Genomic DNA, 26,564 nt, shown 5'->3' with positions numbered 1-26,564 from the left:
GGTGCCTTCCATATCGATAGGAGTTATGCCTCCCCCAGGGGGGGAGAAGAACTCCTCAGTACGCTACCTTCTCGTAGTAGGACTGTGATCGGCAGTCGGTACAGGCACCGTCGACGAGCAGGTTGTCGGGAACCATCTCGCCGCAGATGGAACAGATCGCGGACTTCCACGGCCATTTCTGGGGCACTTTCACCCGCACCCGCTCGTGCGAGAGGAGATCGCGTCCCGCATCGATGACCTCGTCGATCAGGTCGATACCCCGGGTTCTCGGGTCGAAGAGCGGGTCTTTGGTGTACCAGAGAGCGAACGTCGGATAACGCTCGATCTTATCGCCGTCGACGAAGACCCGGATCCCGTTTACGTACGGGGAATCGGCCGGCCCGTTCATGGTGATGGCAAACTTCCCGATCGGGATCACCCGGAGGCGGTGGTTGCCGGTCGTGCAGTGGGCAATCACCTGAAGGGCGTCGGGCAGGCACTTGGTGGTCTCGCAGACAGCGTAGATCTTCTCACCCTCAGGAGGGTTCAGGAGTTCCAGGGCCTGATCCACCATGAAGACCCCGACCAGGAGCCCGGGGGCCGCGAAGGTGTGGAAATCGATGCATCGTTTGAAGTCCTCGATCAATCCCGGGGGGGAGCCTCTCGACTCGAGCCGGGCCTCGATATCTTCCCATGTGTGATTCAGTCTCGGTTGCACGGAGAGGTGTTTGGTCAAGGTTGATTGTAAACATTTTGGATCAGTAAATCAAATTTGCTTTACCCAAAACGGGTTGCTGCGGCATATCGCCGAGGAAGTGTCACCTTATCGCATAATCATCGATATCGTTGGCTATACCCCGGGTCCCGGGGATTGAGTCGAAGAGCAATCAACTATACAGCATGAATAATCAGCCAATGTTAAAAGAGTAAGTTTAAATTTATATACTACTTAGTAGAGTAAAGCCACTATTAACATGTCCGTTCTACCCGGACATGCCTGGCAAAACCGACGTTGAATGCAACTATCGGGAGAATTCACATGGCTGACACTAATGGCAAATTACGTTACGTTCCCACAACCTGCCCGTACTGCGGCGTAGGGTGCGGGCTCAATCTTGTGGTGAATGAAGGTAAGCTCGTGGGGGTCGAGCCCCTGAAGAGAAGTCCGATCAATGAGGGCAAACTCTGCCCCAAGGGAGCCACCTGCTGGGAGTTCGTGCACAGCCCCGACCGGCTGACGAAACCCCTCATCAAGAAGAACGGTGAGTTCGTCGAGGCATCCTGGGACGAGGCTTACGATCTCATCGCCTCGAAGTTCAAGGAGACCAGCGAGAAGTACGGGCCGAAATCCCTTGGATTCCAGGTCTCGTGCCGTACTCCGAACGAAGAGTGCTACATCATGCAGAAACTCGCGCGGGTGGCCTTCAAGACCAACAACATCGACAACTGCGCGCGTATCTGCCACGGGCCGTCCGTCGCGGGGCTCTCGCTCTCGTTCGGCTCCGGGGCCGCGACGAACCCCTTCGAGGACGTCCTGAACGCCGACGTCATCTTCATGATCGGTGCGAACACGATCGAGGCGCACCCGCTTGCGGGCCGCAGGCTCGTCCAGGCCAAGAAGGCGGGCAAGAAGATCATCGTCTGCGACCCGCGCTACACACCCACGGCGCGCCTGGCCGATGAGTGGGTCCGCTACAACCCCTCGACCAACATTGCCCTGATCAACTCGATCATGTACTGGATCATCCAGGAGAACCTCCACGACAAGGAGTTCATCGAGAAGAGGACGACGGGATTCGAGGACCTGAAGAAGACCGTGGAGAACTACGCGGACGTCGAGTCGATCACCGGCGTGCCGACCGAGCGGGTCAAGGAGATCGCCCGGATTTACGCCGGCGCGAAGAACGCGGTGATCATCTACTGCCTCGGCATCACGGAGCTCTCGACCGGCACGGACAACGTCCGGTCGCTCGGAAACCTCTCGATGCTCACCGGCAACGTGGGCAGACCCGGAACCGGCGTCAACCCGCTCCGCGGCCAGAACAACGTCCAGGGCGCCTGCGACATGGGTGCATACCCGAACGTCTTCTCCGGCTACCAGAAGTGCGAGGACGACACCATCCGCAAGCGCATGGAAGAACTCTGGGGCGTCACCGGGCTTGCAAGCGAGTACGGCGTGACGCTGACCGAGCAGATCACCCAGTGCGGCGACCCGATCAAAGCGATGTATATCTTCGCGTTGAACCCGGTCGTCTCCTACCCCGACTCGAACCACGTCATGCGGTCGCTTGAGAAACTCGACTTCCTGGTCGTGCAGGACATCTTCATGACCGAGACGGCGAAATACGCCGACGTCATCCTGCCCGGCGCATCCTTCGCCGAGAAGGACGGGACGTTCACCAGCGGCGAGCGGCGCATCAACCGTGTAAGGAAGGCCGTGGAGCCTCCGGGCGAGGCGAAGGCCGACTGGGAGATCTTCGTCGATCTCGCTCACAAACTCGGGCTCCAGGGATTCGACTTCAACTCCGCGGAAGATATCTGGGACGACATGCGGCGGGTCACCCCGTCGATGGCCGGCGCCTCCTACGCAAGGATGGAGAAGCCGGAGTCCGTGCACTGGCCCTGCCCCACCGAGGAGCACCCCGGAACGCCGATCCTCCACCGCGAGAAGTTCTCGTCGGCCGACGGCCTCGGGCACTTCTTCGGCATCGAACACCGGCCGCCCGCGGAGGTCGCCGACGCCGAGTATCCGTTCACCCTGATGACCGGACGTCTGCTCTTCCACTACCACACCCGGACCCAGACCGGCCGGGCGGAGCTCCTCCACCACGAGGTGCCCAACGGCTACGTGCAGATCAACAACGAGGATGCAGCGCGCCTGAAGATCCAGAACGGCGAGATGATCAAACTCACCAGCAGGCGCGGCGAGGTCGAGACCACCGCGAGGGTGACCGACGAGGTCGCACCGGGCGTGCTGATGATGGCGATGCACTTTGCGGATGCGGCGGCGAACATGCTGACGAACACCGCGCTCGACCCGCTCTCCAAGATGCCGGAGTTGAAGCACAGTGCTGTGAAGGTCGAGAAGATCACGGGGGTGCAGTAAATGGCAGCAAAGGGAGATATGGTATACGCCTGGACGACGAGCCCCGATATCGCCAGCGTCGCGGAGTGCGGCGGTGCGGTGACCGGACTGCTCAAGTATGCCCTGGAGAACAAGATCGTCGACGCAGTCCTCGCGGTGAAGAAGGGCGTGGACCTCTACGATGCGGTCCCGACAATCATCACCGACCCGGCCGAGATCGGGCAGACAGCAGGCTCGCTCCACTGTGGAACGCTTCTGCTCTCGAAACTGGTCAAGAAGTACCTGGGCGGGGCCGAGGATATGCGCCTTGCCGTGACGGTGAAGGGCTGCGACGCGATGGGCCTCTACGAGCTCGCGAAGCGCAACCAGGTCAACCTGGACAACCTTCTCATGATCGGCGTCAACTGCGGCGGGTCCGTCAGCCCGGTCTCGGCCCGGAAGATGATCGCCGAGAAGTTCGGCATCGACCCGAACGACGTCGTCAAGGAGGAGATTGACAAGGGCCAGTTCATCATCGTCACGAAGGACGGTCAGCACAAGGGCATCTCGATGGACGAACTCGAAGAGGAAGGCTACGGCCGCCGGTCGAACTGCCGCCGCTGCAAGATGAAAGTCCCGCGCCAGGCGGACCTCGCCTGCGGCAACTGGGGCGTCATCGGGGAGAAAGCCGGGAAGGCCACGTTCGTCGAGGTCTGTTCCGAGAAGGGTGCTGATCTCCTGAGCAGGGCCGCGAAGGCCGGGGCGATCGCCACGGAGCCCGCGAACCCGAAGGGGATCGAGATCCGCGGCAAGGTCGAGAACGCGATGCTGAAACTCGGCGACAAGTGGCGGGCGAAATACTTCGAAGGGCTCGGCGAGGGCAAGGAGCGCCTCCAGAAGATAATGGAGGACGCGTCCCGGTGCATCAAGTGCTACGCCTGCATCGAGAACTGCCCGATCTGCTACTGCGAAGAGTGCAGCACGAAGAAAGACTACCTGGTGCCGCCGGGCGTGCTCCCCGTGCCGTTCATGTTCCACCTGATCCGGTTCGCTCACGTGGCGGACTCCTGTGTCAACTGCGGCCAGTGCGAGGAGAACTGCCCGATGGAGATCGCGAACTCGCTCTACATGCACGCCCTGCAGACGGATATGGAGAGGATGTTCGGCCACACCCCGGGTGTGGACATGGAGCTCCCGGTGCTCGCGCTCGTCGAGGAGCAGGCGGAACGCCAGCGGCTCTCCGCAACCGGCAGCGACCAGATCTTCGACGTGTTTAAGTAAGCGATGTTCCGAGAAGCCGTCAGGCTTTGAAGGAACGGAGCTCGAGAAAACGCGAAGCGTTTTCGAAGGACGACGGACGGAACGTCCGGAGCATGAGCACCATCAGGTGCGATGGCCCGCAGGCGGTGATGGGGTAACACCCGGAGCCTGATCGGGCCCGACCGGGCGCGTGATCAACAACATCTTGAGTTCCATAAAAACCCGAATGCGCCCGTGCCGGGGCGCAAAAAGCCCGGCGGCGGGGAGGATTCCCCTGTCATCTCTTCCCGCCCCCGGACAGCCGTTAATACCTCTTTTATACCGTTTTTCAGGGCGTTTCAACGAAGCAGTTCCGGGAAACGCAGAGATCGGAAGGCTGAACTGCCGCACTATCCCATGAGATGATCGATATGAGATTCGTATGCCCGCTTATCGTCGTTCGTGACGTAGAGGTCTCCAGGGCGTTCTACGAAGAGGTGCTGGATCAACGGGTTCTCCATGACCACGGCGAGAACGTGATCTTCGAGGGTGGTTTTGCGATCCACCTGAAGTCGCACTTCTCGGACCTCATCGGCGTCGCCGAGAGCGATATCGTTCCGCGGTCGAACAACGCCGAACTCTACTTCGAAGAGAACGACCTGGACAGCTTCCTCGAACGGCTCAAAGGGAGGGAGGCCGTGAACTACGTGCACGAACCGATCGAGCAGCCCTGGGGACAGCGGGCCGTCAGGTTCTACGACCCCGACATGCACATCATCGAGGTCGGCGAACCCATGGAGAGCGTGGTAACGAGGTTCCTTGAGAGCGGGCTCTCGATCGAAGAGACCGCACGGCGCACCTCGATGCCCGAGGAGTTCGTCCGGCAGTGCGTGTAGAGAGCGCGGCCGCCCGATCGGTATAGTATAGTCCTCTCCCGTACACCTCTTATAGCATGACCGGCCCCACACGGGGTGGCACCCGGTGCCATCCGGAGCGTGCGGCGACGTGAAGTGAGGAAGATGTTCAAGAGAATTGCCTGTATCCGTATCGGCGGCGGAAGTGCCGCCCATGATGCCGCCGAAGAGGCGCCGACGGCGATCTTCGTCAACGGCCGACACCTGACGACCGTTACCTTGAGCCCCGGCGGATTTGAAGACTTCATCACCGGCTACCTCTACACCGAGGAGATCATCGGGAGCGCGGACGAGATCGAGTCGGTCAGGATCGAGGGGAACCGGATCAGCGTCATCACGAAGAACGTCTTCAAGCGGGTCAGCGTGAAAAAGACCATCCTCTCCGGGTGCGGGGGAGCCGTCTCCTACATCGACACCCGGAAACTGCCCGCGATCGACTCGGACCTTATGGTCTCCGTCCCGGAGGTTGAGGCCGCCGTTGCCGCCCTCGCCGCCCCCGGCCCGCTCGACGCGGTCGCTCTTGCCGGGGGAGGCCGCATTGTCGCCCGCGCAGAAGACCTCGACCGGCACAACGCCCTCGATAGGGTGATCGGCCGGGGATTGCAGGACGGACTCGACTTCTCGCGGACGGTCGCCGTCGGCACCGGGACGGTCACCTCCGAGATGGTCAGGAAGTGCCTGATCGCCGGCATCCCGGTGCTCGTCTCCACCGGGGTCCCGACCGCCCTCGCCGTGGAGGTTGCGGAGGAGACAGGGCTCTGTATCGTCGGGTTCGCGGGAACGCCGGAGATGGGGGTGTATGCGCACCCGGAGAGGGTTATAGGACTGGGCGCATAGGGTGAGCAAGGGCTCCGGGGGAGAGGAATGAGTTCGTGGGGTTCAGGAGTGGCCCTTTTTTCGTGACAGGAGAGAGAATTCCCAGTCGTGTCCAGACCTGGGGGTTTCCTGCCACCGATAAGATAGGGCTTTCAGACTTGATTTTCCCAAACTTGCCCATGTAGTGGACCGTGGGGGTATCGCAACACAGGGGGGTGGGGACAGGGGAGGGGGGATGCTCCCCCCTCCCCGTCAGCCCCTTCCCCCTACGGCGATAGTCCCTCGAAATCCGTGCTAAGTGCAACCGAAGAGCAGATTCCAAGAGTAGACTGGAGATGTGGAAACCCTGAGCCTGGAAGAGCCAAACGCCGAATGGGGTTAGAGGATTGAGGGAGACGGCTCTACCGCCCCCGGCCGATCTCGTCGACGGCCGCAATCAGAAGATCGATCTCCTGCTCCGTCGTGAAGGCCGCCATGCTCGCCCGCACCGTCCCCTCCGGGAGGTCCAGATGCTCCATCAGCGGCTGGCAGCAGTGGTGCCCCGAGCGCACCAGGATATCCGCATCCTCATCGAGCATCTGCGCCGCCTCCTGCGGGTGGACGCCGTCGATGGTGAACGAGACGATCCCTATCCGGGCACCCGGTTGCCGGCCCGCATAGACCGTGACCCCGTCTATCCCGGAGAGCCCCTCGATCAGCCGGGCTGTCAGGCGCTCCTCGTGCCGGTGGATCTTCTCCATCCCGATCGCCGAGAGGTAGTCCACGGCGACCCCGAGCCCGATCCCGCCGCCGACGTTCGGCGTCCCGGCCTCGTAGCGCTGGTAGCCCTCCGCCGGGACGTAGCCTTCGGCGGTCACGCTCACGACCATGCCGCCGCCGAGCATCGCAGGCTCGATGAGGAGATCCCGCATCCAGAGGACGCCGGTGCCGGTCGGGCCGAACATCTTGTGCCCCGCAAAGCAGAGGAAGTCGCAGCCGAGATCCGCGACGTTCACCGGCATGTGCGGGAGCGACTGCGCCCCGTCCACCAGGAGGAGGGCGCCGTGCTCCCGGCAGAGCCGGGAAATCTCGGGGACCGGCGTCGTCACGCCAAGGACGTTCGAGGCGTGGGTGACGGTAACGAGCCGGACACCGCCTCCGGCCAGAGTCTCCTCGAGCGCGGCAAGGTCGAGCGAGTAGTCGGCGTCGATCCCGATCACGTCGAGCGCGACGCCCTGTTTTGCAAGTGCCCGCCAGGGGAGAAGGTTCGAGTGGTGCTCGAGGATGGTGGTCGCCACGCGGTCGCCCGGATTCCAGGAGAGCCCCTGCGCGACCATGTTGATCGCGTCGGTGGCGTTCTTCGTAAAGACCGTCACCCCCGCCTCCCCGCCGATGAACCGGGCCACCTTCTCGTGGGCGTGCCAGTAGCGCTGCGTCGCGATCCGGGTCAACCGGTGGACGCCCCGGCCGACGTTCGCCCGGTATCGGTGTTCGAACTCGACGAGCGCCTCCACCACCGGCTCCGGCGAGAAGGTCGTCGCTGCGTTGTCGAGATAAACGATATCGCCGAGGATCGGGAAGTCCTTGCGGATCTCGTCCGGGACGGACTCGTTCTCTGCCGGCGGTGCCGGCTCACGGGTACCCGTACTCTTCATAGTTGCCACCTTTTTCACGCTCTTTGGGGCTTCCCGCAGGGTAAAGTCGTCGTTGACGCCGATGCCCCGGTCCCTGCAGACCTCGCGCATCTTCGGGGGCAGCGCCCGCCATCGCCAGAGCCCCCACTGGTGGTAGGCGTCCGGCAACCCGTTTTTCTCCGCCCAACGGATAAGGAATTCGTCCCAGCGATCCGTCAGTTCCGGGTGCATCTCCCGGAGCCCTTCGTACTCGCTCTCGAGCACCGCCGGGCAGAGGTAGCAGCCCACCCGTTCGAGCCCCATCTCGTAGAGCGGGTTCATGGGAGCCTCGCGCCACCAGAGGTAGAGGAAGACCTCGAGCGCCCGCCAGTTCCGGATCGGCGAGACGTTCAACTGCAGGGGATTTGCCGGGTTCTGGCTCGTCTCATCGAGGTCGGAACGGTTCCGGGATTCGTACCACCGGTTCCCCTGGATGGTGACGCAGGGACCGAGCCCGGCGAGATAGATCTTCAACGGCTGCAGTTTCAGGAGTTTGCAGCACCAGCGATGATCTTTCCCCGGCGGTCCCGCCTTCTCGACCGCCTGGAAGAAGTCGCCGCCTTTTTTGATGATCTCGACGCCCTGCGACGCCGCGAACTCCACCGTCTCGGGGAGCTCGAGCCCGGTATCGATGAAGAACGCCTTCTCCACCCCCGCCTTCCGCGCGAGATGGAGAACGGCGGTGCTGTCCTTGCCGCCGGAGAACGAGACATTCACGCACGGCCGGTCGTTCATGTGTTTTTTGATGGTACGGACGGCGTTCCGTTCGAGGTTTTTCAAGTGGTAGCGGTTCTTCTCGATCACCTCGTCCCAGCCCGGGTCGGGCCGGCTGCGGGGCTCGACGGGGACGAGCTCCTTCACCCGGACCTGCCCGTCCCTGACGATGCCCGTGCCGAACCGGTTTTTGTAGGAGACGATGGCCGTCCCGTCCGGCACCGGAGCCGCGAGCGGGAACTGTTTCCCGCCGATGCGGCCCTTATGGGCGCTCACCGCGGGCTCGGCCTCCAGGTCGATGATGCCGCGCGTCACGTGCGGCAGGATGTGCGGGAGCGCTTCGGGAGCGATATCGAGGCTGAACTTCCGCGCGATCGGGTCGAACGTGAGCCAGCCGAGCCGGTCGCCGTGGGCGATCACGAGGTCCGCCCGGTCGACGCCGCCGGTCTTGTTCAGGAGCACGACGCGGGGCAACGGGACGTTGCCGAACCGTTCGGTCAGAAGACCCCGGATGAGGGCCATATCCGCCGCGAGGGCGGGCCGGAGATCGTGCGGCTGCAGGAGCGGTATCTCCCTGACTCTCGCTCCGCAGGCGCAGGTGCGCCCGATAAGGGGGACGTTGCACTGGTCGCACCAGTAGAGGACTTTCTTTACTGCCGGTTCGCGCTTCACTTAAAGGAGTATTTGGTTGCGGCAGGACATTAAGTGAACCGGTGATGAAATACCGCAGGAAAAACGGGCTCTGGACGCCTCACTGACGCCTGATCAGCAGCCCGAGACCGGTTCCGAGAACGACCAGGAGGAAGACCGCGGCCAGGAAGAAGACTGCAGACGATGACCTTTCCCCTCCCCGGCACGCGGATAGGAGAGGGGATACGGCGCAACATTTATTCGTTTTAATGCGAACATTACTCCCATGGCATCACGTTGCGTAAACAACCTCGGTGGACGGGTGATCCTCAAGGAAGCGACATCGGAACAGGTGAACGACTACGTGCGAAAGCACTGCAGAGAATACTACGAGATGCCGCCGGACTTCGTCTTCAAAGAGATCCGGATGCTCCTGAAGTCCCCGATGCTCGTCGGCCTCCAGATCAAGAAAGGGAAGATCCTGCTGCCGTTCACGAAACCCTGCCCAGGTTATGGGACTATCCTGTATGAGATCGCGGCAAAGGAAACCGACCTCGACTTCATCCGCAGCAATCTCACGAAGGTCTCCGGGTAAGAGCAACTCCGGCCCGGAGTCCTGAGGGGGGAACCGGGCGGGCTGCGCCGGAATAGGCAGGGATAAGAGATGCGCACGTTGCGGGGCTCTGCATATATATCAACCCCATTTTACCGTACCCATGCGGCCTGACCGATCGCTATATAGTCCCTGACTGAAAAACGCTATAAAGATCATTGTGGGCATTAAGGAATGGGTAATCCCTCAGGACAAGGCATTTTTTGACCTTTTCGACAGGATGGCCCAGACGGTCGTCTCCGCAGCCGATCTGCTCGTCGAACTTGTCGAGAACTTCGAGAACGTGAAAGAGCAGTGTCACCGGATGAAACAGATCGAGCATCAGGGAGACGAGATCTCGCATGAGATCTACGAGCAGCTGAACCGGACGTTCATCACGCCGCTCGAGCCGGAAGAGATCTCCCGCCTTGCATCGGCGCTCGACGACATCCTCGACTACATCGACGGCACCGCGCAGCAGATGTACAGTTACGGCATCACCGAGACCGACGACTCGATGATCCAGCTGGCAAAACTAATCCGGCTGAGCGTCGTCGAGATCGAGAAGGCCGTGGCCGGCATCCGGACGATCAAGAACCCGGGGTTGATCGAGGAGCGGTGCATCGAGGTGAACCGCCTGGAGAACGTCGCGGACAACGTCCTTGGCCATGCCATCATGGATCTCTTCAAAACGGAGGATGCCATCACCATCATCAAACTCAAGGACATCTACGAGAACCTTGAGATGGCGACCGACAAGTGCGAGGACGTCGCGAATGTCTTGAGCGACATAGCCATCAGACACTCCTGACCGCCATGGATCCGATCATCGTTCTCGGCATTCTTCTGGCCTTACTCTTTAATTTTGCAAACGGCTTGAACGACGCCGCAAACTCGATCGCTACCATCGTCGCGACAAAGGCGCTAACACCCCTGCAGGCGGTGCTCCTGGCCGGGGTCTTCAACCTCCTCGGCCCCCTGCTCTTCACCACGGCAATTGCGGCAACCATCGGGAGGGGGATCGTCGATCCCGTTTCCCTCACGCCGATGCTGATCCTCATGGGCATGGTCGGCGCGGTTCTCTGGGTCTTCATGACCTCGTTCTTCGGGATCCCGGTCTCGAGCAGCCATGCCCTGATCGGGGGGCTTCTCGGCGCCGGGATTGCAGCCGCGGGAACGGGCGCGGTCCTCTGGCCGTCGCTCGTGCTCATTGAGCAGACCATCTTCTACGGGCTCGTAGGCGCGATCCTCGGCGCGATTGTCACGGGCGTTGTTGCACACCATAGAGGCGACTTCAAGCCGTGGAACCTCCTCCTCGGCGGGCTCATCGGGGTGACCATGGCAATTCCGCTCGCCATCATAGCCGGCTTTTTGAAGATCAGCGGCATCCTCGCGGTCGTAATCTTCATCGTCATCTCCCCCACGCTTGGATTCCTCTCCGCGTTCGCCCTCGCCACCCTCGTCACCTGGATCTTCCGCAACCATCCTCCCCGGCGCCTCTCCCGTACATTCAAGAACCTCCAGATCTTTTCGGGCTCGCTGCAGGCCATCGGCCACGGCAGCAACGACGCCCAGAACGCGATGGGCATCATCACCGCGATGCTCCTTGCCGGCGGCCTGATCGCCGAGTTCTCCGTCCCGCTCTGGGTCATCCTCACATCGTCGCTTGCCATATCGCTCGGAACCCTCCTCGGCGGGTGGCGCGTCATCGACAAGATGGCCAACCGGATCACGAGAATCCGGCCCTACCAGGGGTTTGCTGCGTCGACCGCCGCCGGAAGCGTCCTCTCGCTGATGACAGCGTTCGGCGTCCCGGTCTCGACGACCCACGCGGCGACCGGCGCGATCATGGGCGTCGGCGCGACCCGCGGCTATTCGGCGGTCAAGTGGGGCGTTGTCCGGGAGATCCTCGTCGCATGGATCCTGACGCTCCCGGCGGCGGCGATCGTGGCCGGAGGGTGTTATCTTGCCGCGCGGGCGCTGGTCGGCGGGGGTTTTTGAATAAACGGGCTCTCTGTCCGGTCGCCCAAACTCCCTTTTAATCGAACTCTGTGAGGGTTGACGATCGCGGGTCGATCTCCGGCGGGTTCGCATAGGGCTGTGCGGCAGTTGCGTAAGGCCATCTACGGATTTCGGGTTCAACTTTCGAAAACGCATCATAACTATGAGGAGGCCAGTACACTGGACCGTGGGGGTATCGCCATTGGGGGAGGGGCTGACGGGGAGGGGGGTGCAACCCCCCTCCCCTGTCTCTACCTTGTAATCGGACATCTGTGACCCCACCCCACCCGGCCTTCGGCCTCCTCCCCCGCCCCAGGGGGCGGGGGCAGTGCGTGGCGATATCCTCTAGAAAGTCGTGTATAGGGACAGGCTCCTCATGACGCATTTCCGAAAGTTGAGGTAGCACCTGGCTCCGATTTGCACTGTCATATCAGAACTAGCGCAGGAGGGGCATGTCCAGTCCGGGCTTCACAACCCCCTGTAATCCGTAGATGGGCTTTGCAGGAGTCCCGGAGAACAACACTTCAGGGCACGAAGGCGAGCCGGAATAGCCCGCCCTACTCCTCCCCGCCCGAGAACTCCCGGTAATACCGGCAAAGCCCCGCGACGACACAGACCTCGTGCTTCGGGTTCTTTGCCGTGCAGACGGCGCGCCCGTGGCGGATCAGGAGGTAGTTGATGTCCCGCCAGACCTCCTCGGGGAAGAGAGCGACGAGATCGCGCTCGATGATATCGGGGTTCGTGCTGTCGGTGAACCCGAGCCTCTTCGAGACCCGGCGGACGTGGGTGTCGACCGCGATCCCGACGTTGATATCGAACGCGTGGGAGAGGACGATGTTTGCGGTCTTCCTCCCGACACCGGGCAGCGTCTGGAGTTCCTCCATCGTCCGCGGAACCTCGCCGCCGAACTCGGCGACGAGTTTTCTTGCCGCCCCGACGATGTAGCGGGCTTTGGCGTGGTGAAACCCGATCGTCCTGATCAGCGGCTCCACCTCCTCCGGCTCCGCGCGGGCGAGCGCCTCCGGCGTCGGGTAGCGGGAGAAGAGATCGTCGCGGACGGCGTTCACGGCACGGTCGGTCGTCTGCGCCGAGAGGATGGTGAGGATCAGCGTCTCGAAGGGGTTATGAAACTCGAGAAAATGGCGCCTGCCGTCGACGACGGGATAGTGCTCGAGAAGACGGCGGTAGACCTCGCAGGCGGTCGTGCGGTTCATGACTGATGGGGCAGGGCAGATTCGAACTGCCGTCAAAGCGTCCCAAACGCTCTAGGATGGACCAGGCTACCCTACTGCCCCTGTACCTGCATACGTTGGGAACCCAGGCAAAAATAGTTGCCGATGAAGGAAAGATTCAGGACGGCAGAGGGGTCGAACCCTCTTCGCAGACGACGGTGCCGACGCATACACCCTCCACGATCGCCCGGTAGAGGTTCTCCGGGTCGCGGCCGTCGAGCACCAGGAGCGGGATGCCGGACCGCTCGATCACCTTCCCGGCCACGATGTCGAGCACCGTGTTCGCGCCCGCATCCATCCGGCTCCCGGTGATGATATCCAGGAGCTCACGCGGCGTGAGGCGCTCGTGCCTCACCGCACCGGCATCCTTCTTCGGGTCGGCGCTGTAGATCCCGTTCACCGACGTGGCGTTGATGAGGAGGGCGGCACCGACGCTCTCGGCGAGAACCGCGGATACCGCATCGGTCGTCTGCGCGGGCGTTATCCCGCCCATGACGACGATCTTGCCGGCCTGCGCGAACTCCTGCGCCTCCGTGTAGTTCTCCGCAACGCGCGGATAGGCCGCATCCCCGAGTCCGGCGATGAGAAGACGCGCGTTCAGCCGGGTCACCATGATGCCGAGCTCGTCCGCCGCCGCCTCCCCGGCGCCGAGACTGCGGGCGACCCCGATATACCGGCGTGCCTCCCCGCCGCCGCCGACGACGACGAAAATGCGGCACGTACCGGAGATCTTCTTCAGAACAGAAACATACCGATCGATATTGTTCGATTCAAGCGAAGGAACCAGAACCGAGCCGCCCAGAGAAATTACGATCTTCTTCATCCCACCCTATTATTATCCTCAATATCACTCATATACCTGTTGTGAAGATGCTGCACTGCCCCGCATGCAACTCTACGGATGTCTGGGCGGTTACCGGAGGATATACCGGCTGTGTCTACCAGTGCAAGCGTTGCGGCTACCGTGGGGCGCTTGTCGTCGAGTACGATGAAGAAGAAGACGAGGAGCAGGGCAGCCGGTAACCCGCCCGCAATAACTATCATGGTTCCCCTCACGCGGTGATCGTATGCACGAGGCGCGACTCTACCGGAAACTGGAGGACGACACCGTCCGCTGCTCGCTCTGCGCTCACCGGTGCACCATCAAGGAGGGGAGACAGGGAGTCTGCGGCGTCCGGATCAACCGCGGCGGCACGCTCTATGCCGCCACCTTCGGCAAGGTCATCGCCGAAGCGGTCGATCCCATCGAGAAGAAGCCGCTCTACCACTTCCTGCCCGGAACGCTCTCCTACTCGCTCGGCACCATCGGGTGCAACTTCCACTGCGCGCACTGCCAGAACTGGCAAATCTCCCAGCAGACACTGGAGATGGAATCGCTCAGGGACATCAGCCCGGAGCAGGGCGTGGAACGGGCGATCCGGTCGGGATCCGCAAGCATCGCCTGGACCTACAACGAACCCGCCATCTGGCACGAATACCCGCTCGCGATGGGGACGCTGGCGCGGCAAAAAGGTCTCGGAACGGTCTACGTCACGAACGGCTACATCACCGAAGAGGGACTGCACGAACTCGCGGGAATGCTCAACGCCTTCCGCGTCGACATCAAATCGTTCTCCGACACCTTCTACCGGAAGGTCTGCGGGGGGCGGCTGCAGCCGGTCCTCGACGCGACGGCGCTTGCAAAGGAACTCGGGATGCACGTCGAGACGGTCACGCTGGTCATCCCGGGACAGAACGACTCGATGGAAGAGATGGAGACGCTTATCCGGTGGGTGCTCGAGAACCTCGGCCCCGACACCCCGATGCACTTCACCCGGTTCCACCCCGACTACAAGATGCTCGACGCGAGGCCGACCGAGATCAGGGCTCTTGAGAAGATCTACGAGCGTGCAAAAGAACTCGGGGTTCATTACCCATATCTCGGCAACGTCGGGGGGCACCCCTACGAGAGCACCTACTGCCCCTCCTGCGGCAGCCCCGTCATCGAGCGGTCGGGCTACGCAGTCAGGATACGGGGGCTCGAGGAGCAGACCTGCACCGAATGCGGCGGGCGCATCGAGTATGTCTCGGAGATCCGGTGAACGGCAGAGATTCCTGACCGACCGGATGCTCGGGACGCTCACCCGCTACCTCCGGTTCATGGGCTACGACACCATGAGCGCAAACAGCCTCTCCCCGGGGAGTTCCCGGGAAGACACCCTCCTCCTCGAGATCGCCGGCCGGGACGACCGGCTTCTTCTGACCCGCGACCGCGAACTCGCGCGGCGGGGCGGCGAGCAGGCCGTCTACATCGCGTCGGAAGAGATCATGGCCCAGATACGGCAGATCGCCGACCTCGGGCTGATCGAGCCCGAGATCCGGATGAGCCGCTGTTCCCTCTGCAACACCCGCCTCCGGCCGGCCACCCTGCGGGAGATCCGGGAGGCACGCTACGCCCCGCGGTCGACCCGGGGGAAGGAGTTCTCCTGGTGCCCCAGGTGCCGGAAACTCTACTGGATGGGGTCGCACGGCCACCGCCTCGAGCGGCGCCTGAAAGAGTCTTTCTCGTCCTGACCCGGTGAATCGGAACCCCCAAAACACCTCATTTTGGGGTTTTTTTGAGAATCCAAAGATATATCATCTCGGAGGCGATATGAAGCGCTCGGACTGCATGCCGGCCCGATAGAGATCCAGATGCTGAAGAGGGACCGTAAGCCCCGGCGGCCGGCAGAGACGATAGAGACGAGGAATACCATGGAGAGTCTGAAGATCGCATTTTTCTGCTGGGAGTCGCTGTATGCGGAACGGGTCGGCGGGCTCGCAAGCGCGGCGTCAAATCTTGCCGAGACGCTGGCACAGAACCACGAGGTGCATTTTTTCACCCGGGGAGAGGGAAAAGACACCGAGATCAACGGAGTGCGGTACCACTACTGCCGGCCGTCGGGAGAGGACATCGTCCGGTACTGCTCCGATATGAGCGGGAAGATGCTTGAGAGGTTCCACGAGTTCGACACACCGTCGTTCGACCTCCTGCACTTCCACGACTGGCACGTGGTCGACGCACTCCAGAAACTCCGCGACAGGGAGACCGTCTTCACCTACCACTCGACGGAGTTCGGCCGGAACGGGAATACGTTCAGCAACGGGTGGCCGTTTACGGAGATATCCGGGATCGAACGCTGCGGCGCATCGATTGCAAAGCATATCACCGCGGTCTCCTCGACCCTCCGGCAGGAGGCCATGAGCCTCTACGAGATCCCCGACTGGAAGATCGACGTCGTCCATAACGGCATCGTGCCCGGCCACTACCAGGCGGACGTCGACCCGGAGGCGGTAAAACGACGCTACGGATTCGACCCGGACTCCCCGATGATACTCTTCGTCGGGCGGCTTGCGTGGCAGAAAGGGCCCGACATGCTGGTGGACGCAGTTCCCGCTCTCCTCCGGGAGCACGCCGACGGCCAGTTCGCGTTCATCGGCGACGGGCAGATGCGCCGGGGGCTCGAGACCCGGGCCCGGTCGCTTCCCGTCCGGTTCCTCGGACGACTGCCCGACGCGGAATACGTGCCGCTCCTCAACGCAAGCGATATCGTCGCCATCCCGAGCAGAAACGAGCCGTTCGGGCTTGTGCTCCTCGAAGCATGGAGCGCCGGCCGGTGCGTCGTCGCCTCCGACGTCGGCGGACTATCGGAGAACATCGAGCACGGGACCGACGGGGTCAAGGTGCGGCCGCACCCGGACTCGATCGCCCGCGGACTCTCCCGGGTGGCCGGTTCACCTGAAAAAGCGCTCGCCATGGGGAGGGAGGGGCTCGACAAAGTGAAGAAAGAGTTCCCGTGGAGCCGTGTCGCCGGGCGGATGGAAGGCGTCTACAAAAACCTCGCGAAGCACGACACGATCCCCTGCTGATATCACGGCAGCATGGCGGCCGTAAGGTGCTCCATCAGGCGGAACGGGTCGGACGAGACGACCGGCGTCCCGGCATAGACCTCCATCCCCCCGATATCCGACGTCCGGGAATGGAGGTCTCCCCGGTCGACCACCCACGCGACGTAATGTCCCTCTTCCCCGAGCGGGGGCATGTACACCGCCGCGTTGTAACTCTGTACCCCGATATTGCGGTAACACTCGAGCACCTTTGCGAGCGCCCCCGCGAGATCGTGCGGCGACTCCGTGATGATCGCGACCTCGTGCTCCTTTCTCGGGGTGAGGTGCGCCATGACACGGGCGTTTTTGTAGACGAGCCCGAGGCCGACGGCGGTATGAACGGTGAAGAGGTCGTCGTAGTACTCGCTCCCGTAGCGGCACCGGTACTCCTCCCGGACCCGCTCGAGCCGTGCCGGAGCGGCATACGGAAGGTGGGTGAGCAGCACCTGGGCATGGTTGTGCACGATGCTCGCCCCGGCACGCCAGAGGAAGTTCCAGAGGATGAAGGGGTAGATCGCCCGGGGGTTTGTACGGTTCGCATCCTGGCACCACCGGACGGCCACGCTGATCATATCGGCGACCTGCGGTTCGCTGGTGACGTAGGGGTCGTCCTCTTTCGCGATGATGACGGCGTGAAGGTAATCGTACTTGGCGATATTGCTCGCTGTAACCCAGTAATCGCCGTCGATCCTCCCGAACGTATCGGCCGGCGTCTCCTCGAGGGGGTTTGCGAACGGACCCTCCCCCGAGAGCGCCCGGAGATCCCGCGTCTCCTCGGCGCGGGGCGTCAGCACCGGCCGGCGTGCCCGCACGGAGTTGAAAAGCGTGCTCTCGCCGGTCTGGTTATTGGTCACCCTCACGATCTGCTGCGTCTCGATATCGCCGTACTTCTCCCGCACCCATTCAAGCATCGGATCAGGGAAGACCAGGTGTCCGGGTTCGACGTACCAGGAGTATATCCGGCCTACGAGTTCCTCCATATCCGGCGCGAGTTCCTGCATGATGCCCGGCAGTCTGGTGATCTCCAGCCTTACCATAGGGTCCCCGTATACCGGACATGCACCGATAAAGATTCGCATCGGCCGGGCGGGATGCAGGAAAGCCGGAAGACAACAAACCGATCCCGTTTGAAACCACGGTACGCCGCAAGACACGAAATGGAACATTTATTGGTAACGAATAACGAATATAATTTAAATACACAGAGATCCGGCCAGGCGGCACCCCGGACACGCACTCTACCGATACGAGGACATGGCATTCTTTGATAAATTTCGAGCGAATATCGAGGGGTTACGGCAGACGAAGGATTGTCCCGGCCTGATTGCGGTTCTGGACGGTGAAGAAGCCGGAAACCGCGCCGATGCAGCGCGAGCTCTCTGTGCCCTCGGGGTCTCCGCCGTCCCCGACCTTCTCGAGAGACTCGAGAATGCCAACCGCGTCTCGCGGGCACGGATGCTCGGGGCGCTGGCTTCGGCCGGCGCTCCTTCCATCCCCCTGCTCCTCGCCCTGATCCTCCGGGCAAGCCCGGGCCTGCAGGCAGCCATCACCCGTGCAGTCGCGGAGGAGGGCGATTCGCTCTCCGAGACGCTGCAGTTCGCGCTGCACCATAAACAGCCGGCGGTCAGGCGTGCCGCCGTGATAGCGATCCGGGGAACGGGCAAAAAAGCAATCCCACCGCTCGTCGAAGCATTCCGCGACAAAAACCACTCGGTCCGGAGAGAGGCCGCCGTCGGGCTTGCCGCACTGCGATGGGTGCCCGACGACCCCTCCGAGAAGGTGTGGTATTACTTCCTCCTGGAAGACTGGGCCGAACTTGCAAAACTCCAGGCGGCAGCCGTCCCGATCCTCGTCAAGGGCCTCGGCGGCAAGGAGCCCCGGATTCGGAGCGAGTCGGCACGAACGCTCGGGAAGATCCGTGACTCCCGGGCCGTCCCGGCACTCGTCAGGGCGATGGAAGACCCGCAGGTGGACGTCCGCGTACGTGCTGCCGAGGCGCTCGGGGGGATAGGCAGCGACCGGGGAAAACCTGCCCTGGTCGGAGCCCTCGACGACCCCTGCCATCCGGTGCGGATGGAGGCGGCCTGGGCGCTGGACCGGCTGGACTGGATTCCGGAGAACGATCTTGAGAGAGCGGGGTACCTGATCGCAAAGGAGCAGTGGAACGAACTTGCCCGGATGGGGAGGGCGGCCATCCCGCCGCTCATCCGGGCGCTGGAGGTCGAGTACTCGGGTGTCCGCACCGGCGCGAGCGAGACGCTGCGGCAACTGGGACAACCCGCGCTCGACGCACTGTACGCGGCGATGAATTCCGACAGCCCCGAAATCCGCGAGCAGGCAGCCGCCGTGCTGGATTACATCCGGTCGCGCAACGAGGAGAACTCCCGGGCAAGACCGGTACAGACGGCGTCTTCCGATTACGACCGGGAACTCAGGGAGGGGCTTGCCGCCAGGAAGCGGATCGAAGACCGCTTCGGACCGGTCTCCCGGCCACCCGACCGGCCGGCTCATCGCGGACCTCCGCCGGCGGCACGGGCGGAAGCGGTGCAACCCGCCGCAGGCGGGGAGGAGAAACCTGTCGCCCAACAACCGGACGATGCCGAAGAGGTCGAGAAACTCCTGGAGGAGAGACCGGAGGCCGAAGCGGGGACCGAGAAGAGCCGATCGAAATCGAGGAAACCGGTTTCACTGGACGAGATCGTCCCCCCCGCAGGCGACGAGCAGGAGACCGATGAGGCTGAGCGCACAGAAAAGGAGGGACCTGCTCCCGCGAAGCCGGGCCGGATGGTGCTGCCGGAAGCCCCCGTAGCACCCCCGGAACCGCCGGAGCAGGCACCGGGGAAGGCGTCGCTCGAACGGTACCTCAATGCCCTGCAGAGCGACGACGCGGAGATCCGGGCGGCGGCGGTTGCGGCGTTGCGGAGCCTGGGGGCGCCGGCCGTCGAGTTTCTCGTCGCCGCGCTCTCCGACTCGCACGACGCTGTCCGTATCGCCGCCGCAGAGGGGCTCGGCGATATCGGCGACGAGAACGGCGTCGACGCGCTGATCCTGCTCACCGGCGACGCCGGGCAGGATGTTCGCAGTGCCGCTGCCGCCGCGCTCGGGCGAATCGGGGATACGCGTGCGCTCGAAGCGCTCATACGCCTCTTCGGCGACGACTACCCCGGAGTCCGGTCCGTTGCGGCCGAGACCGTTGCGGCGTTCGGGCCGGATGTGCTTGAGCCGCTGGAAGCGGCACTCGAGGAGCCGGTGCCGGTAGTCCGGTTGACGGCAGCGAGGGCGATCGGGATCATCGGGAACCCCCGGTCGATACCGCTCCTTATCAGGCATCTCGAGGATCCCGCACGGGAAGTCGGCGTGACTGCCGCCCGGGTTCTCGGGGGATTCGGGAACCTCGCAGTCGAACCGCTCGCGGCAGTGTTGCGCGAAGGAGGTAAAGGAGGGCGCCTCGCAGCAGTCGATGCCCTCGGGGGGATTGAGCCGGGAAGGGCGGACGAGGCACTGGCATATGCCCTGAGCGACGAGGACCGGGAGGTCCGGGAAAAGGCGGCTACCACGCTCATGAGACGGCGCGCGGCGAGCATGTGGCAGAGCACCTTCGGCAACAGGGCCCGGGAGGAGAAAGAAGTCTCCGTGAAGAGTGCCGTCGGGCAGGAGGGCCGGGAAGAGATCAATACGCTCATCACTGCACTCAATGACAGATCGGTGGAGGTGCAGGCGTCCGCTGCCACCCGGCTTATCGCAATGGGGCAGCCGGCCGCCGAAGGGCTGCTCAGGGTGCTCAAGGACGATGACCGGGAGATGCAACGCGCCGCCGCCGGGGTTCTCGGGGAGATGCGGGAAGCGGCACTCGGACCGCTCACGGACGCCCTGAACGATCCCGACCGGTTCGTCCGGCTCGTTGCTGCCCGAAACCTGGGCAATATCGGAGACGCACGGGCCATCGAAGCCCTGAGCGGAGCCCTCAAAAGCGAACGCGACAGCGTGGTCCGGGCAGCCGTAGCGGAGGCGCTCGGGTACATGGGAAGCAAACAGGCGATAGAACCGCTGACGCTGGCGCTGCAGGACAGGGACGAGGCAGTCAAGGTTGCCGCCGCGCGCTCGCTCGGCTACATCGGAGACCTTCGCGCCCTCGAACCGCTCATCAAGGCCTTGAGCGACGTGGACGACCGGGTCAGGTACGCCGCGCTCGAGGCCCTGAAAGATCCCGGCGATACGATACGCCGCCACCTGGTCGGCGCGCTCCGCTCGGGGGACGAGACGTTCCGGGCGGGGGTCGCCGAAGCGCTGGAAGCAGGCGGCTGGAAGCCGGAAACCCGTGCGGAACTCACGCTCTGCCTCATGGCGCAGGGGAGATGGGCCGAGGTGGAACGGGTCGGCGCCGACGCGCTCCCGGTACTTGCGGAGACGCTCACCGATCCGTTGATAGAGGTGCGGGCGAACGCCGTCCGGGCCATCAACCGGATCGGGGGAGAGGACGCCGTCGCCCCGCTCGTCCGGGCACTCAAGGACGACGCGCTTGTGGTCAGAAAGCGGGCCGAATGGGGCCTGATCCACATGGGCGGGGCGGTTATCCCGGCTCTCGACCTGGCGATCAGGGAGGAGCCGCAGCCGGAGGCCCGGGAAGGACTGCAGCGGATCATCGAGGAGATCCGCGTCAAGGAGAAGACCTAGGGTATCCGCCCGGCTTCCTTCCAGTAGTCGTACTCGTGGTGCCAGCGATCCCTGTTTGCCGTGACCAGCGCCCGCATCCGATCACACATCGCGGCGTGGAGTTCCTCCTGATCGGGATAGGTCTCCTTCTTCCCGATGGCTCTTGCGAGTTTCCTCCCGAGCTCATAGGCCCTCCCCTCCGCAGGCACGATCGTCTCCGGGTCTCCGCCGAGGACCACGCCGATGCCGCCCACGGTGTTCGCGCCCAGGGTCTGCAGAACCTGATTCAGGTACGCCACGACCTCGTCCGCCCCGGAACCGCCCGCCGTGGATACGGCGCACCCGTACTTCCCGAGGAACATCTGGCAGTGGATGGCGTCCGCCATCCGGTCGAGCATGGTCTTTATCTGGGCGGTGACCGAGTCGATGTAGTTGGGCGACCCGAGGACAATCCCGTCGGAATCAAGCATCTTGTGGTAGAGTTCGGCGAAATCGTCGTTCTTGACGCACTCGCCCCGCTCGCAGCAGACCAGGCACCCGTTGCAGTACTCGATCCGGAGCTTCGTGACGTCCACGAGCTCCACATCGGCCCCGGCGCTCTCCGCCCCGTCGAGGACGGCCTGGACGAGCCGGAGCGTCTGGCTCCTTGAGGCGCGGGGGCTTCCGTTTATCCCAAGTATCTTCATCTCATCTCCTCTGTAAACCCGTTATCCGGATAACGCTCACCCCCGGCCTTACGGGATATCGTGCGTGACGTCGATCTCGGCGTGGTACTGCCGGTCACAGTCGCCGGGGAACGCGTCGATGGTGAATATCTTCGTCTCGCCCGCCTGGAACCGGGGGGCAAGAATGGTCTCGGTCGCCCGAATCATATTGCTTTCGTCGTCGACGAGCATGAACCGGATGACGGCGTTTCTCGCGGGCCCGTCACCGTTGTTGGTCACCGTCCCGGTCACGATCCAGTAACAGGACCCGTCGCTGCGCATATGCTTCTCGGGCGTGGTGGCGGTGGCCGAGAACGACGGCTTCGGCCCGGCGGGCGAGTAGATGGTGTGAGCGCCCAGTGTCGCCTCCGACGTCGGAACCTGTGGTTCCGGCTCCGCGGAAGTCCCCATGCAGCCTGCCGTGACGGCAGCGCCGACGAGGCAGCCGAGGAGGATAAGGGTTACAAGGCTCCTTCCCGGAAGAGAGTATTTCTCCATGATGGTTCATCGACCGGTGGATATATAACGGATGCGAAAACACATCCGGGACGGGTACGAAGTGTCCGCCGGCTGCGGCCCGTCACCCGGGCAGCGGCGGGGAACGATTTATCTGCTCTCCGGCCAAGGGCCGGGAGAAACCGGGGGGTGACCGATGAACAGGGAAGCCGTAGAAACCGTCGAAACGGTGAACGTCTGCAACGCCGTGACCGGAGAGGTGGAAGAGGTCGAGAAGGTCGTCAAGTCCGACGAGGAGTGGCGGCGCCAGCTGACGCCGGAGCAGTTCTCCGTCGCCCGGAAGGAGGGGACGGAGCCGGCGTTCACCGGGAAGTACTGGGATTGCAAGGAGGACGGGCTGTACGTCTGCGTCTGCTGCGGCAACCACCTCTTCTCCTCGAAGACGAAGTTCGAGTCGGGCACGGGCTGGCCGAGTTTCTCCAAGCCCGTCTCGGACCTGAACGTCAGGGCGGAACCCGACACCCGGTTCTTCATGAACCGGACGGAGGTACTCTGTCGGCGGTGCGACGCCCACCTGGGCCACGTCTTCGACGACGGGCCGCCGCCGACCCACCAGCGCTACTGCATGAACTCGGCATCGCTCCGGTTCGTGCGGGAGAAGGATCTCGGCCGGCGCGAATGATTATTCCCCGGCGGCGCCGACCTCTGATCAGTGACTGTCCATCCATCCCCCTGGGACGAGGACTACCGGAGGCGGGGAAACCTCTGGGGAGGAGCACCGGCACCGCTCCCCGACCTCCCCGCCGATGCCGCCGTCCTCGAGGTCGGGTGCGGGAACGGCAAGACCCTTGAGGCTATCGCCCGGCGATCCTCGCGCGTGACCGCGGTCGACATATCTCCCGAAGCCGTCGCCCTTGCCCGGCGGCGCCCGGGGATAGCGGAGGGCGGTCTCGCCGTCGCCGACGCCCGGCACCTGCCGTTCCAGTCCGGGACGTTCGACGCGGTCCTCCTGGTTCACGTCGCCGGCCACCTCCCCGCGCAGGGCAGGAAGACCATAGCCTCCGAGGCCGTCCGGGTGCTCGGGCCCGGCGGAACGCTCTTCTTCAGGAGTTTCTCCGTCGAGGACATGCGCGCCGGGAAAGGGAAGGAGACGGAGCCGTGGACGTTCCGGCGGGGCGAGGGCATCATCACCCACTACTTCACCGAGGCCGAGACGGCGGAACTCTTCGCACCGCTCGTGGCGGTCTCGGTCCGGACGCACCGCTGGCGGATGCGGGTCAGGGGCAGGGATCTCCCCCGGGCCGAGGTGGAGGGGGTGTTTCGCCGGGAGGGGTAGAGAAGGTTCTGCGCTCTGGACGGCCGAATCCCAGTCTGACAGGTTGGCATACATTACATCTGCAAGTCTTCAGTAAGCGGTTGAGGTAGACAAGATCCATTTTTCCCTCCTGCCCCGATGCACTGGACCGTGGGGATATCGCCTCGGGGGGAGGGGCTGACGGGGAGTGCGATGGGTGGAACGCCCGGAGCTCGACCACCGTCAGGTGGGGAGGGGGGAGCATCCCCCCTCCCCTGTCTCTACCCATCCAAAAGATCTGTAACCCCCACCCCGCCCGGCCTCCGGCCTCCTCATTCGCACCTGCGGTGCTCAAACTCCTGCTGTTCCAGCAGTCGTTCCCCGCCCCAAGGGGCGGGGGCAGTGCGTGGCGATATGCGACTGGCCGAAGGGCAGGAGCACGAGAAGGCCGAAGGTCTTGGACTGGCGACTGGCCGAAGGGCAGGAGCACGAGAAGGCCGAAGGTCTTGGACTGGCGACTGGCCGAAGGGCAGGAGCACGAGAAGGCCGAAGGTCTTGGACTGGCGACTGGCCGAAGGGCAGGAGCACGAGAAGGCCGAAGGTCTTGGACTGGCGACTGGCCGAAGGGCAGGAGCACGAGAAGGCCGAAGGTCTTGGACTGGCGACTGGCCGAAGGGCAGGAGCACGAGAAGGCCGAAGGTCTTGGACTGGCGACTGGCCGAAGGGCAGGAGCACGAGAAGGCCGAAAAGTTTTGATTCAGGATCTCGAGCGCCCGCGGTGCGCAGGCCACCACGGTCCACTGCACAGGGACAGGCGGGAATAAGCAGATACAGTACGCCCATAACATTACGCTCCGGGCACAAACACCGCAACGCCCGCGGGCCGGCGGCACCGGCGGCGGCGCACCACGGTCGGCCCCGCCCTCCGCCCCTCCGGGGGCCGGAACCGGAGACAAACATATCTTTTTTACCCCACCAAACCGATCTATACGTACCTGAATACGGGGAGAACGGGAATCGCGCCGGCCACAACGGCTGCTCCCGGGTCCCCCCGTGCAGCATGGTCAACCTTTTTTGACAACGGAACAAAATAACAGGAGAGGAAGAGAGGACATGTGTATTGCAATGCCCGCTGAGGTACTCGAGATAAAAGAGGGCAACATCGGCGTCGTCGACTTCGGCGACCTGCAGCAGGAGGTCAGGCTCGATCTCGTCGACGTGAAGGTCGGGGAGTTCGTCCTCGTCCACGTCGGGTTCGCCATCCAGCGCCTCAGCAGAGAGGAGGGGCTCGAGACCCGCGAGGTCTTCAGGCAGGTTTACGCCGCGATGGAGGAGTAATGCACGAGTACAGCATCGCCTACGACATCTACACGACCGCCCGCCGGGCTGCGATCGAGAACGACGCAAAAGAGGTGAAGTGCGTCAGTGTGGATGTCGGCAAACTGGCGATGGTGAATCCTGAACAGGTGGAGTTCCTCTTCAACGTCATCATCGAGGACGACCCGCTCTTTTCGGGAACACAGTTCTCGTGCCGGGACGTCGAGGCGCGCACCCGCTGCTCATGCGGCTACGAGGGGGACGAGCGATTTGTCTGCCCCCGGTGCGGGAAACTCCCCGAAATCGTTACAGGAATGGAAATCGTAGTTACCAACATCGAGATAGAAGTGGACGAAGAATGAAAGTCAACCTCATGCACGGTGCCGGCGGCGAGGTGATGGGCGAGCTCCTGCGCGTCATCACCAACCTCGAGCACAACAACGCCGGCGGGATCGGGCTCGAATCGCTGGACGACGGCGCAGTCATCCCACTGAACGGCCAGAACATCGTTTTCACGACCGACAACCACGTAGTCTCGCCGATCTTCTTCCCCGGCGGGGATATCGGGCGGATCGCCGTCTGCGGAACCATCAACGACCTCGCGATGATGGGCGGGCGGCCGATCGCCCTCTCGTGCGGCATGGTCATCCCCGAAGGCTTCGAGGTCGCCGACCTCGAGCGGATCGTCGCGTCGATGGACGCAGCACTCGGCGAGTGCGGGGCAAACCTCGTCACGGGCGACACCAAGGTGCTCGAGCGGAGCGCGCTCGATACCATCGTCGTCAACACCGCCGGCATCGGCGTCGCCGAGCGGGTGGTGCGGGACAACGGCCTTTCTGTCGGGGATAAAATCATCGTCAGCGGCACCATCGGCGACCACGGCATCGCCATCATGGCCCACCGGGAGGGGTTCGACTTCGGCGGCCAGATCAAGTCCGACGTCGCCCCCCTCTGGCCGCTCGTCGAGAAGGCGCTCGCGGCCGGGGAGATCCACGCCATGAAAGACCCGACGAGAGGCGGGTTTGCGAACGCCATCAACGAGATGGCGAGTAAGAGCGGTGTCGGTGTCGTCATCGAGGAGGAAGCCCTCCCCTTCCGGGCGAGCGTCCGGAGCGCCGCCGGCATGCTCGGCCTCGATCCCCTCGAGGTGGCGAACGAGGGCAAAGTGATCATGGGCGTCGCCCCCGAGGAGGCAGAGGCCGTCCTCGCGGCGCTCCGGAGTCATCCCTACGGGCGTGACGCCGCGATCGTCGGCGAGGTCGTAGAAGGCTCGCACGTGGTCATGCGAACCGCCATCGGCGGAGAGCGGTTCATCGAACCGCCGGTCGGCGATCCGGTTCCGCGCGTCTGCTGAAAGGGCACGACAATTTTTTTCCACCGTCCGGGTTGAGACCCGCGCCT

At 63.5% G+C, this 26,564-nt stretch carries 24 protein-coding genes and 1 tRNA gene; 16 read left to right on the top strand and 9 right to left on the bottom strand.

The features are described 5' to 3' along the window. Positions 1-55 precede the first annotated feature (55 nt). The gene (locus MEMAR_RS05145) at positions 56-697 is read right to left on the bottom strand and encodes an FmdE family protein (protein WP_011843890.1); all 642 of its coding nucleotides are present in this window, start codon (positions 695-697) and stop codon (positions 56-58) included. A gap of 321 nt (positions 698-1,018) precedes the next feature. Between MEMAR_RS05145 and fdhF the strand changes: the two genes are divergently transcribed. From fdhF to fdhD, 4 genes are all read left to right on the top strand, one after another. After that, positions 1,019-3,085: a formate dehydrogenase subunit alpha gene (gene fdhF, locus MEMAR_RS05140; protein WP_011843889.1), complete on the top strand. Its 2,067-nt coding sequence runs from the start codon at positions 1,019-1,021 to the stop codon at positions 3,083-3,085. Beyond that, positions 3,086-4,324 (top strand): Coenzyme F420 hydrogenase/dehydrogenase, beta subunit C-terminal domain, encoded by a 1,239-nt coding sequence (locus tag MEMAR_RS05135; RefSeq protein WP_011843888.1) that lies wholly within the window; start codon positions 3,086-3,088, stop codon positions 4,322-4,324. It begins immediately after the preceding gene. A 389-nt stretch (positions 4,325-4,713) separates the two neighbouring features. Next, positions 4,714-5,178, top strand: coding sequence for a VOC family protein (locus tag MEMAR_RS05130; RefSeq protein WP_011843887.1), 465 nt, complete (start codon positions 4,714-4,716; stop codon positions 5,176-5,178). A gap of 123 nt (positions 5,179-5,301) precedes the next feature. Next, complete coding sequence (fdhD, locus tag MEMAR_RS05125) at positions 5,302-6,033, top strand: formate dehydrogenase accessory sulfurtransferase FdhD (RefSeq protein WP_011843886.1); 732 nt, start codon at positions 5,302-5,304, stop codon at positions 6,031-6,033. A gap of 380 nt (positions 6,034-6,413) precedes the next feature. Here fdhD and MEMAR_RS05120 read toward each other — a convergent pair whose 3' ends face one another. Continuing rightward, positions 6,414-9,050, bottom strand: a complete 2,637-nt coding sequence (locus MEMAR_RS05120; protein ID WP_011843885.1) for an aminotransferase class V-fold PLP-dependent enzyme — start codon at positions 9,048-9,050, stop codon at positions 6,414-6,416. 244 nt (positions 9,051-9,294) lie between these two features. On the opposite strand from MEMAR_RS05120, the gene MEMAR_RS05115 reads away from it, so the two are divergent. From MEMAR_RS05115 to MEMAR_RS05105, 3 genes are all read left to right on the top strand, one after another. Further along, positions 9,295-9,603 carry a DUF1894 domain-containing protein gene (locus MEMAR_RS05115; RefSeq protein WP_011843884.1) on the top strand — a complete coding sequence of 103 codons (309 nt, stop codon included), beginning with the start codon at positions 9,295-9,297 and terminating at the stop codon, positions 9,601-9,603. 178 nt (positions 9,604-9,781) lie between these two features. Further along, entirely contained in the window at positions 9,782-10,411 is a 630-nt protein-coding gene (locus MEMAR_RS05110) for a DUF47 domain-containing protein (RefSeq protein WP_011843883.1), read from the top strand. A gap of 5 nt (positions 10,412-10,416) precedes the next feature. Then, on the top strand, positions 10,417-11,601 hold the full coding sequence (locus tag MEMAR_RS05105; protein WP_011843882.1) for an inorganic phosphate transporter: 1,185 nt from the start codon (positions 10,417-10,419) through the stop codon (positions 11,599-11,601). A gap of 557 nt (positions 11,602-12,158) precedes the next feature. On the opposite strand, the gene nth is transcribed toward MEMAR_RS05105, so the two are convergent. From nth to MEMAR_RS13095, 4 genes are all read right to left on the bottom strand, one after another. Beyond that, positions 12,159-12,815: an endonuclease III gene (gene nth, locus MEMAR_RS05100; protein ID WP_011843881.1), complete on the bottom strand. Its 657-nt coding sequence runs from the start codon at positions 12,813-12,815 to the stop codon at positions 12,159-12,161. Between the two features lie 6 nt (positions 12,816-12,821). Then, positions 12,822-12,896, bottom strand: a tRNA-Pro gene (locus tag MEMAR_RS05095). A 55-nt stretch (positions 12,897-12,951) separates the two neighbouring features. Then, positions 12,952-13,656 carry a UMP kinase gene (pyrH, locus tag MEMAR_RS05090; protein WP_011843880.1) on the bottom strand — a complete coding sequence of 235 codons (705 nt, stop codon included), beginning with the start codon at positions 13,654-13,656 and terminating at the stop codon, positions 12,952-12,954. Next, complete coding sequence (locus MEMAR_RS13095; RefSeq protein WP_048063758.1) at positions 13,653-13,877, bottom strand: hypothetical protein; 225 nt, start codon at positions 13,875-13,877, stop codon at positions 13,653-13,655. The genes pyrH and MEMAR_RS13095 overlap by 4 nt, the downstream gene beginning before the upstream one ends. A gap of 23 nt (positions 13,878-13,900) precedes the next feature. Here MEMAR_RS13095 and amrS point away from each other — a divergent pair, with 23 nt between their 5' ends. From amrS to MEMAR_RS05070, 3 genes are all read left to right on the top strand, one after another. Next, positions 13,901-14,914, top strand: coding sequence for an AmmeMemoRadiSam system radical SAM enzyme (gene amrS, locus MEMAR_RS05080; RefSeq protein ID WP_011843878.1), 1,014 nt, complete (start codon positions 13,901-13,903; stop codon positions 14,912-14,914). Beyond that, positions 14,895-15,386, top strand: coding sequence for a Mut7-C RNAse domain-containing protein (locus MEMAR_RS05075; RefSeq protein ID WP_081432597.1), 492 nt, complete (start codon positions 14,895-14,897; stop codon positions 15,384-15,386). The genes amrS and MEMAR_RS05075 overlap by 20 nt, the downstream gene beginning before the upstream one ends. Positions 15,387-15,566: 180 nt before the next feature. Then, the gene (locus MEMAR_RS05070; RefSeq protein ID WP_011843876.1) at positions 15,567-16,721 is read left to right on the top strand and encodes a glycosyltransferase family 4 protein; all 1,155 of its coding nucleotides are present in this window, start codon (positions 15,567-15,569) and stop codon (positions 16,719-16,721) included. 2 nt (positions 16,722-16,723) lie between these two features. Here the strand turns inward: MEMAR_RS05070 and MEMAR_RS05065 are convergent, their stop codons facing one another. Continuing rightward, complete coding sequence (locus MEMAR_RS05065; protein WP_011843875.1) at positions 16,724-17,776, bottom strand: hypothetical protein; 1,053 nt, start codon at positions 17,774-17,776, stop codon at positions 16,724-16,726. 217 nt (positions 17,777-17,993) lie between these two features. On the opposite strand from MEMAR_RS05065, the gene MEMAR_RS05060 reads away from it, so the two are divergent. Beyond that, complete coding sequence (locus MEMAR_RS05060; protein ID WP_011843874.1) at positions 17,994-21,413, top strand: HEAT repeat domain-containing protein; 3,420 nt, start codon at positions 17,994-17,996, stop codon at positions 21,411-21,413. Here the strand turns inward: MEMAR_RS05060 and MEMAR_RS05055 are convergent. Together MEMAR_RS05055 and MEMAR_RS05050 are read right to left on the bottom strand one after the other, a co-directional pair. Next, positions 21,410-22,078 (bottom strand): flavodoxin family protein, encoded by a 669-nt coding sequence (locus MEMAR_RS05055; RefSeq protein ID WP_011843873.1) that lies wholly within the window; start codon positions 22,076-22,078, stop codon positions 21,410-21,412. The two genes, MEMAR_RS05060 and MEMAR_RS05055, sit on opposite strands and share 4 nt — an antisense overlap. A gap of 48 nt (positions 22,079-22,126) precedes the next feature. After that, positions 22,127-22,594, bottom strand: coding sequence for an FxLYD domain-containing protein (locus MEMAR_RS05050; RefSeq protein ID WP_011843872.1), 468 nt, complete (start codon positions 22,592-22,594; stop codon positions 22,127-22,129). 154 nt (positions 22,595-22,748) lie between these two features. Here MEMAR_RS05050 and msrB point away from each other — a divergent pair, with 154 nt between their 5' ends. From msrB to hypE, 5 genes are all read left to right on the top strand, one after another. After that, a complete protein-coding gene (msrB, locus tag MEMAR_RS05045; protein ID WP_011843871.1) occupies positions 22,749-23,234 on the top strand; it encodes a peptide-methionine (R)-S-oxide reductase MsrB in 486 nt (161 codons plus the stop codon). A 30-nt stretch (positions 23,235-23,264) separates the two neighbouring features. After that, complete coding sequence (locus MEMAR_RS05040) at positions 23,265-23,888, top strand: class I SAM-dependent methyltransferase (RefSeq protein ID WP_011843870.1); 624 nt, start codon at positions 23,265-23,267, stop codon at positions 23,886-23,888. A gap of 1,071 nt (positions 23,889-24,959) precedes the next feature. Then, positions 24,960-25,184 (top strand): HypC/HybG/HupF family hydrogenase formation chaperone, encoded by a 225-nt coding sequence (locus tag MEMAR_RS05035; RefSeq protein WP_011843868.1) that lies wholly within the window; start codon positions 24,960-24,962, stop codon positions 25,182-25,184. Continuing rightward, a complete protein-coding gene (locus MEMAR_RS05030; RefSeq protein WP_011843867.1) occupies positions 25,184-25,525 on the top strand; it encodes a hydrogenase maturation nickel metallochaperone HypA/HybF in 342 nt (113 codons plus the stop codon). The genes MEMAR_RS05035 and MEMAR_RS05030 overlap by 1 nt, the downstream gene beginning before the upstream one ends. After that, positions 25,522-26,517, top strand: coding sequence for a hydrogenase expression/formation protein HypE (gene hypE / locus MEMAR_RS05025; RefSeq protein ID WP_011843866.1), 996 nt, complete (start codon positions 25,522-25,524; stop codon positions 26,515-26,517). Before MEMAR_RS05030 ends, hypE begins: the two co-directional genes overlap by 4 nt. Positions 26,518-26,564 lie beyond the last annotated feature (47 nt).

Origin of the sequence: Methanoculleus marisnigri JR1, from assembly GCF_000015825.1 — an archaeon.
In the GTDB taxonomy this organism is placed as follows: Archaea; Halobacteriota; Methanomicrobia; order Methanomicrobiales; family Methanoculleaceae; genus Methanoculleus; species Methanoculleus marisnigri.
The sequence above is the reverse complement of the archived record's forward strand: the minus strand, read 5'-3'. Positions and strand labels throughout refer to the sequence as shown.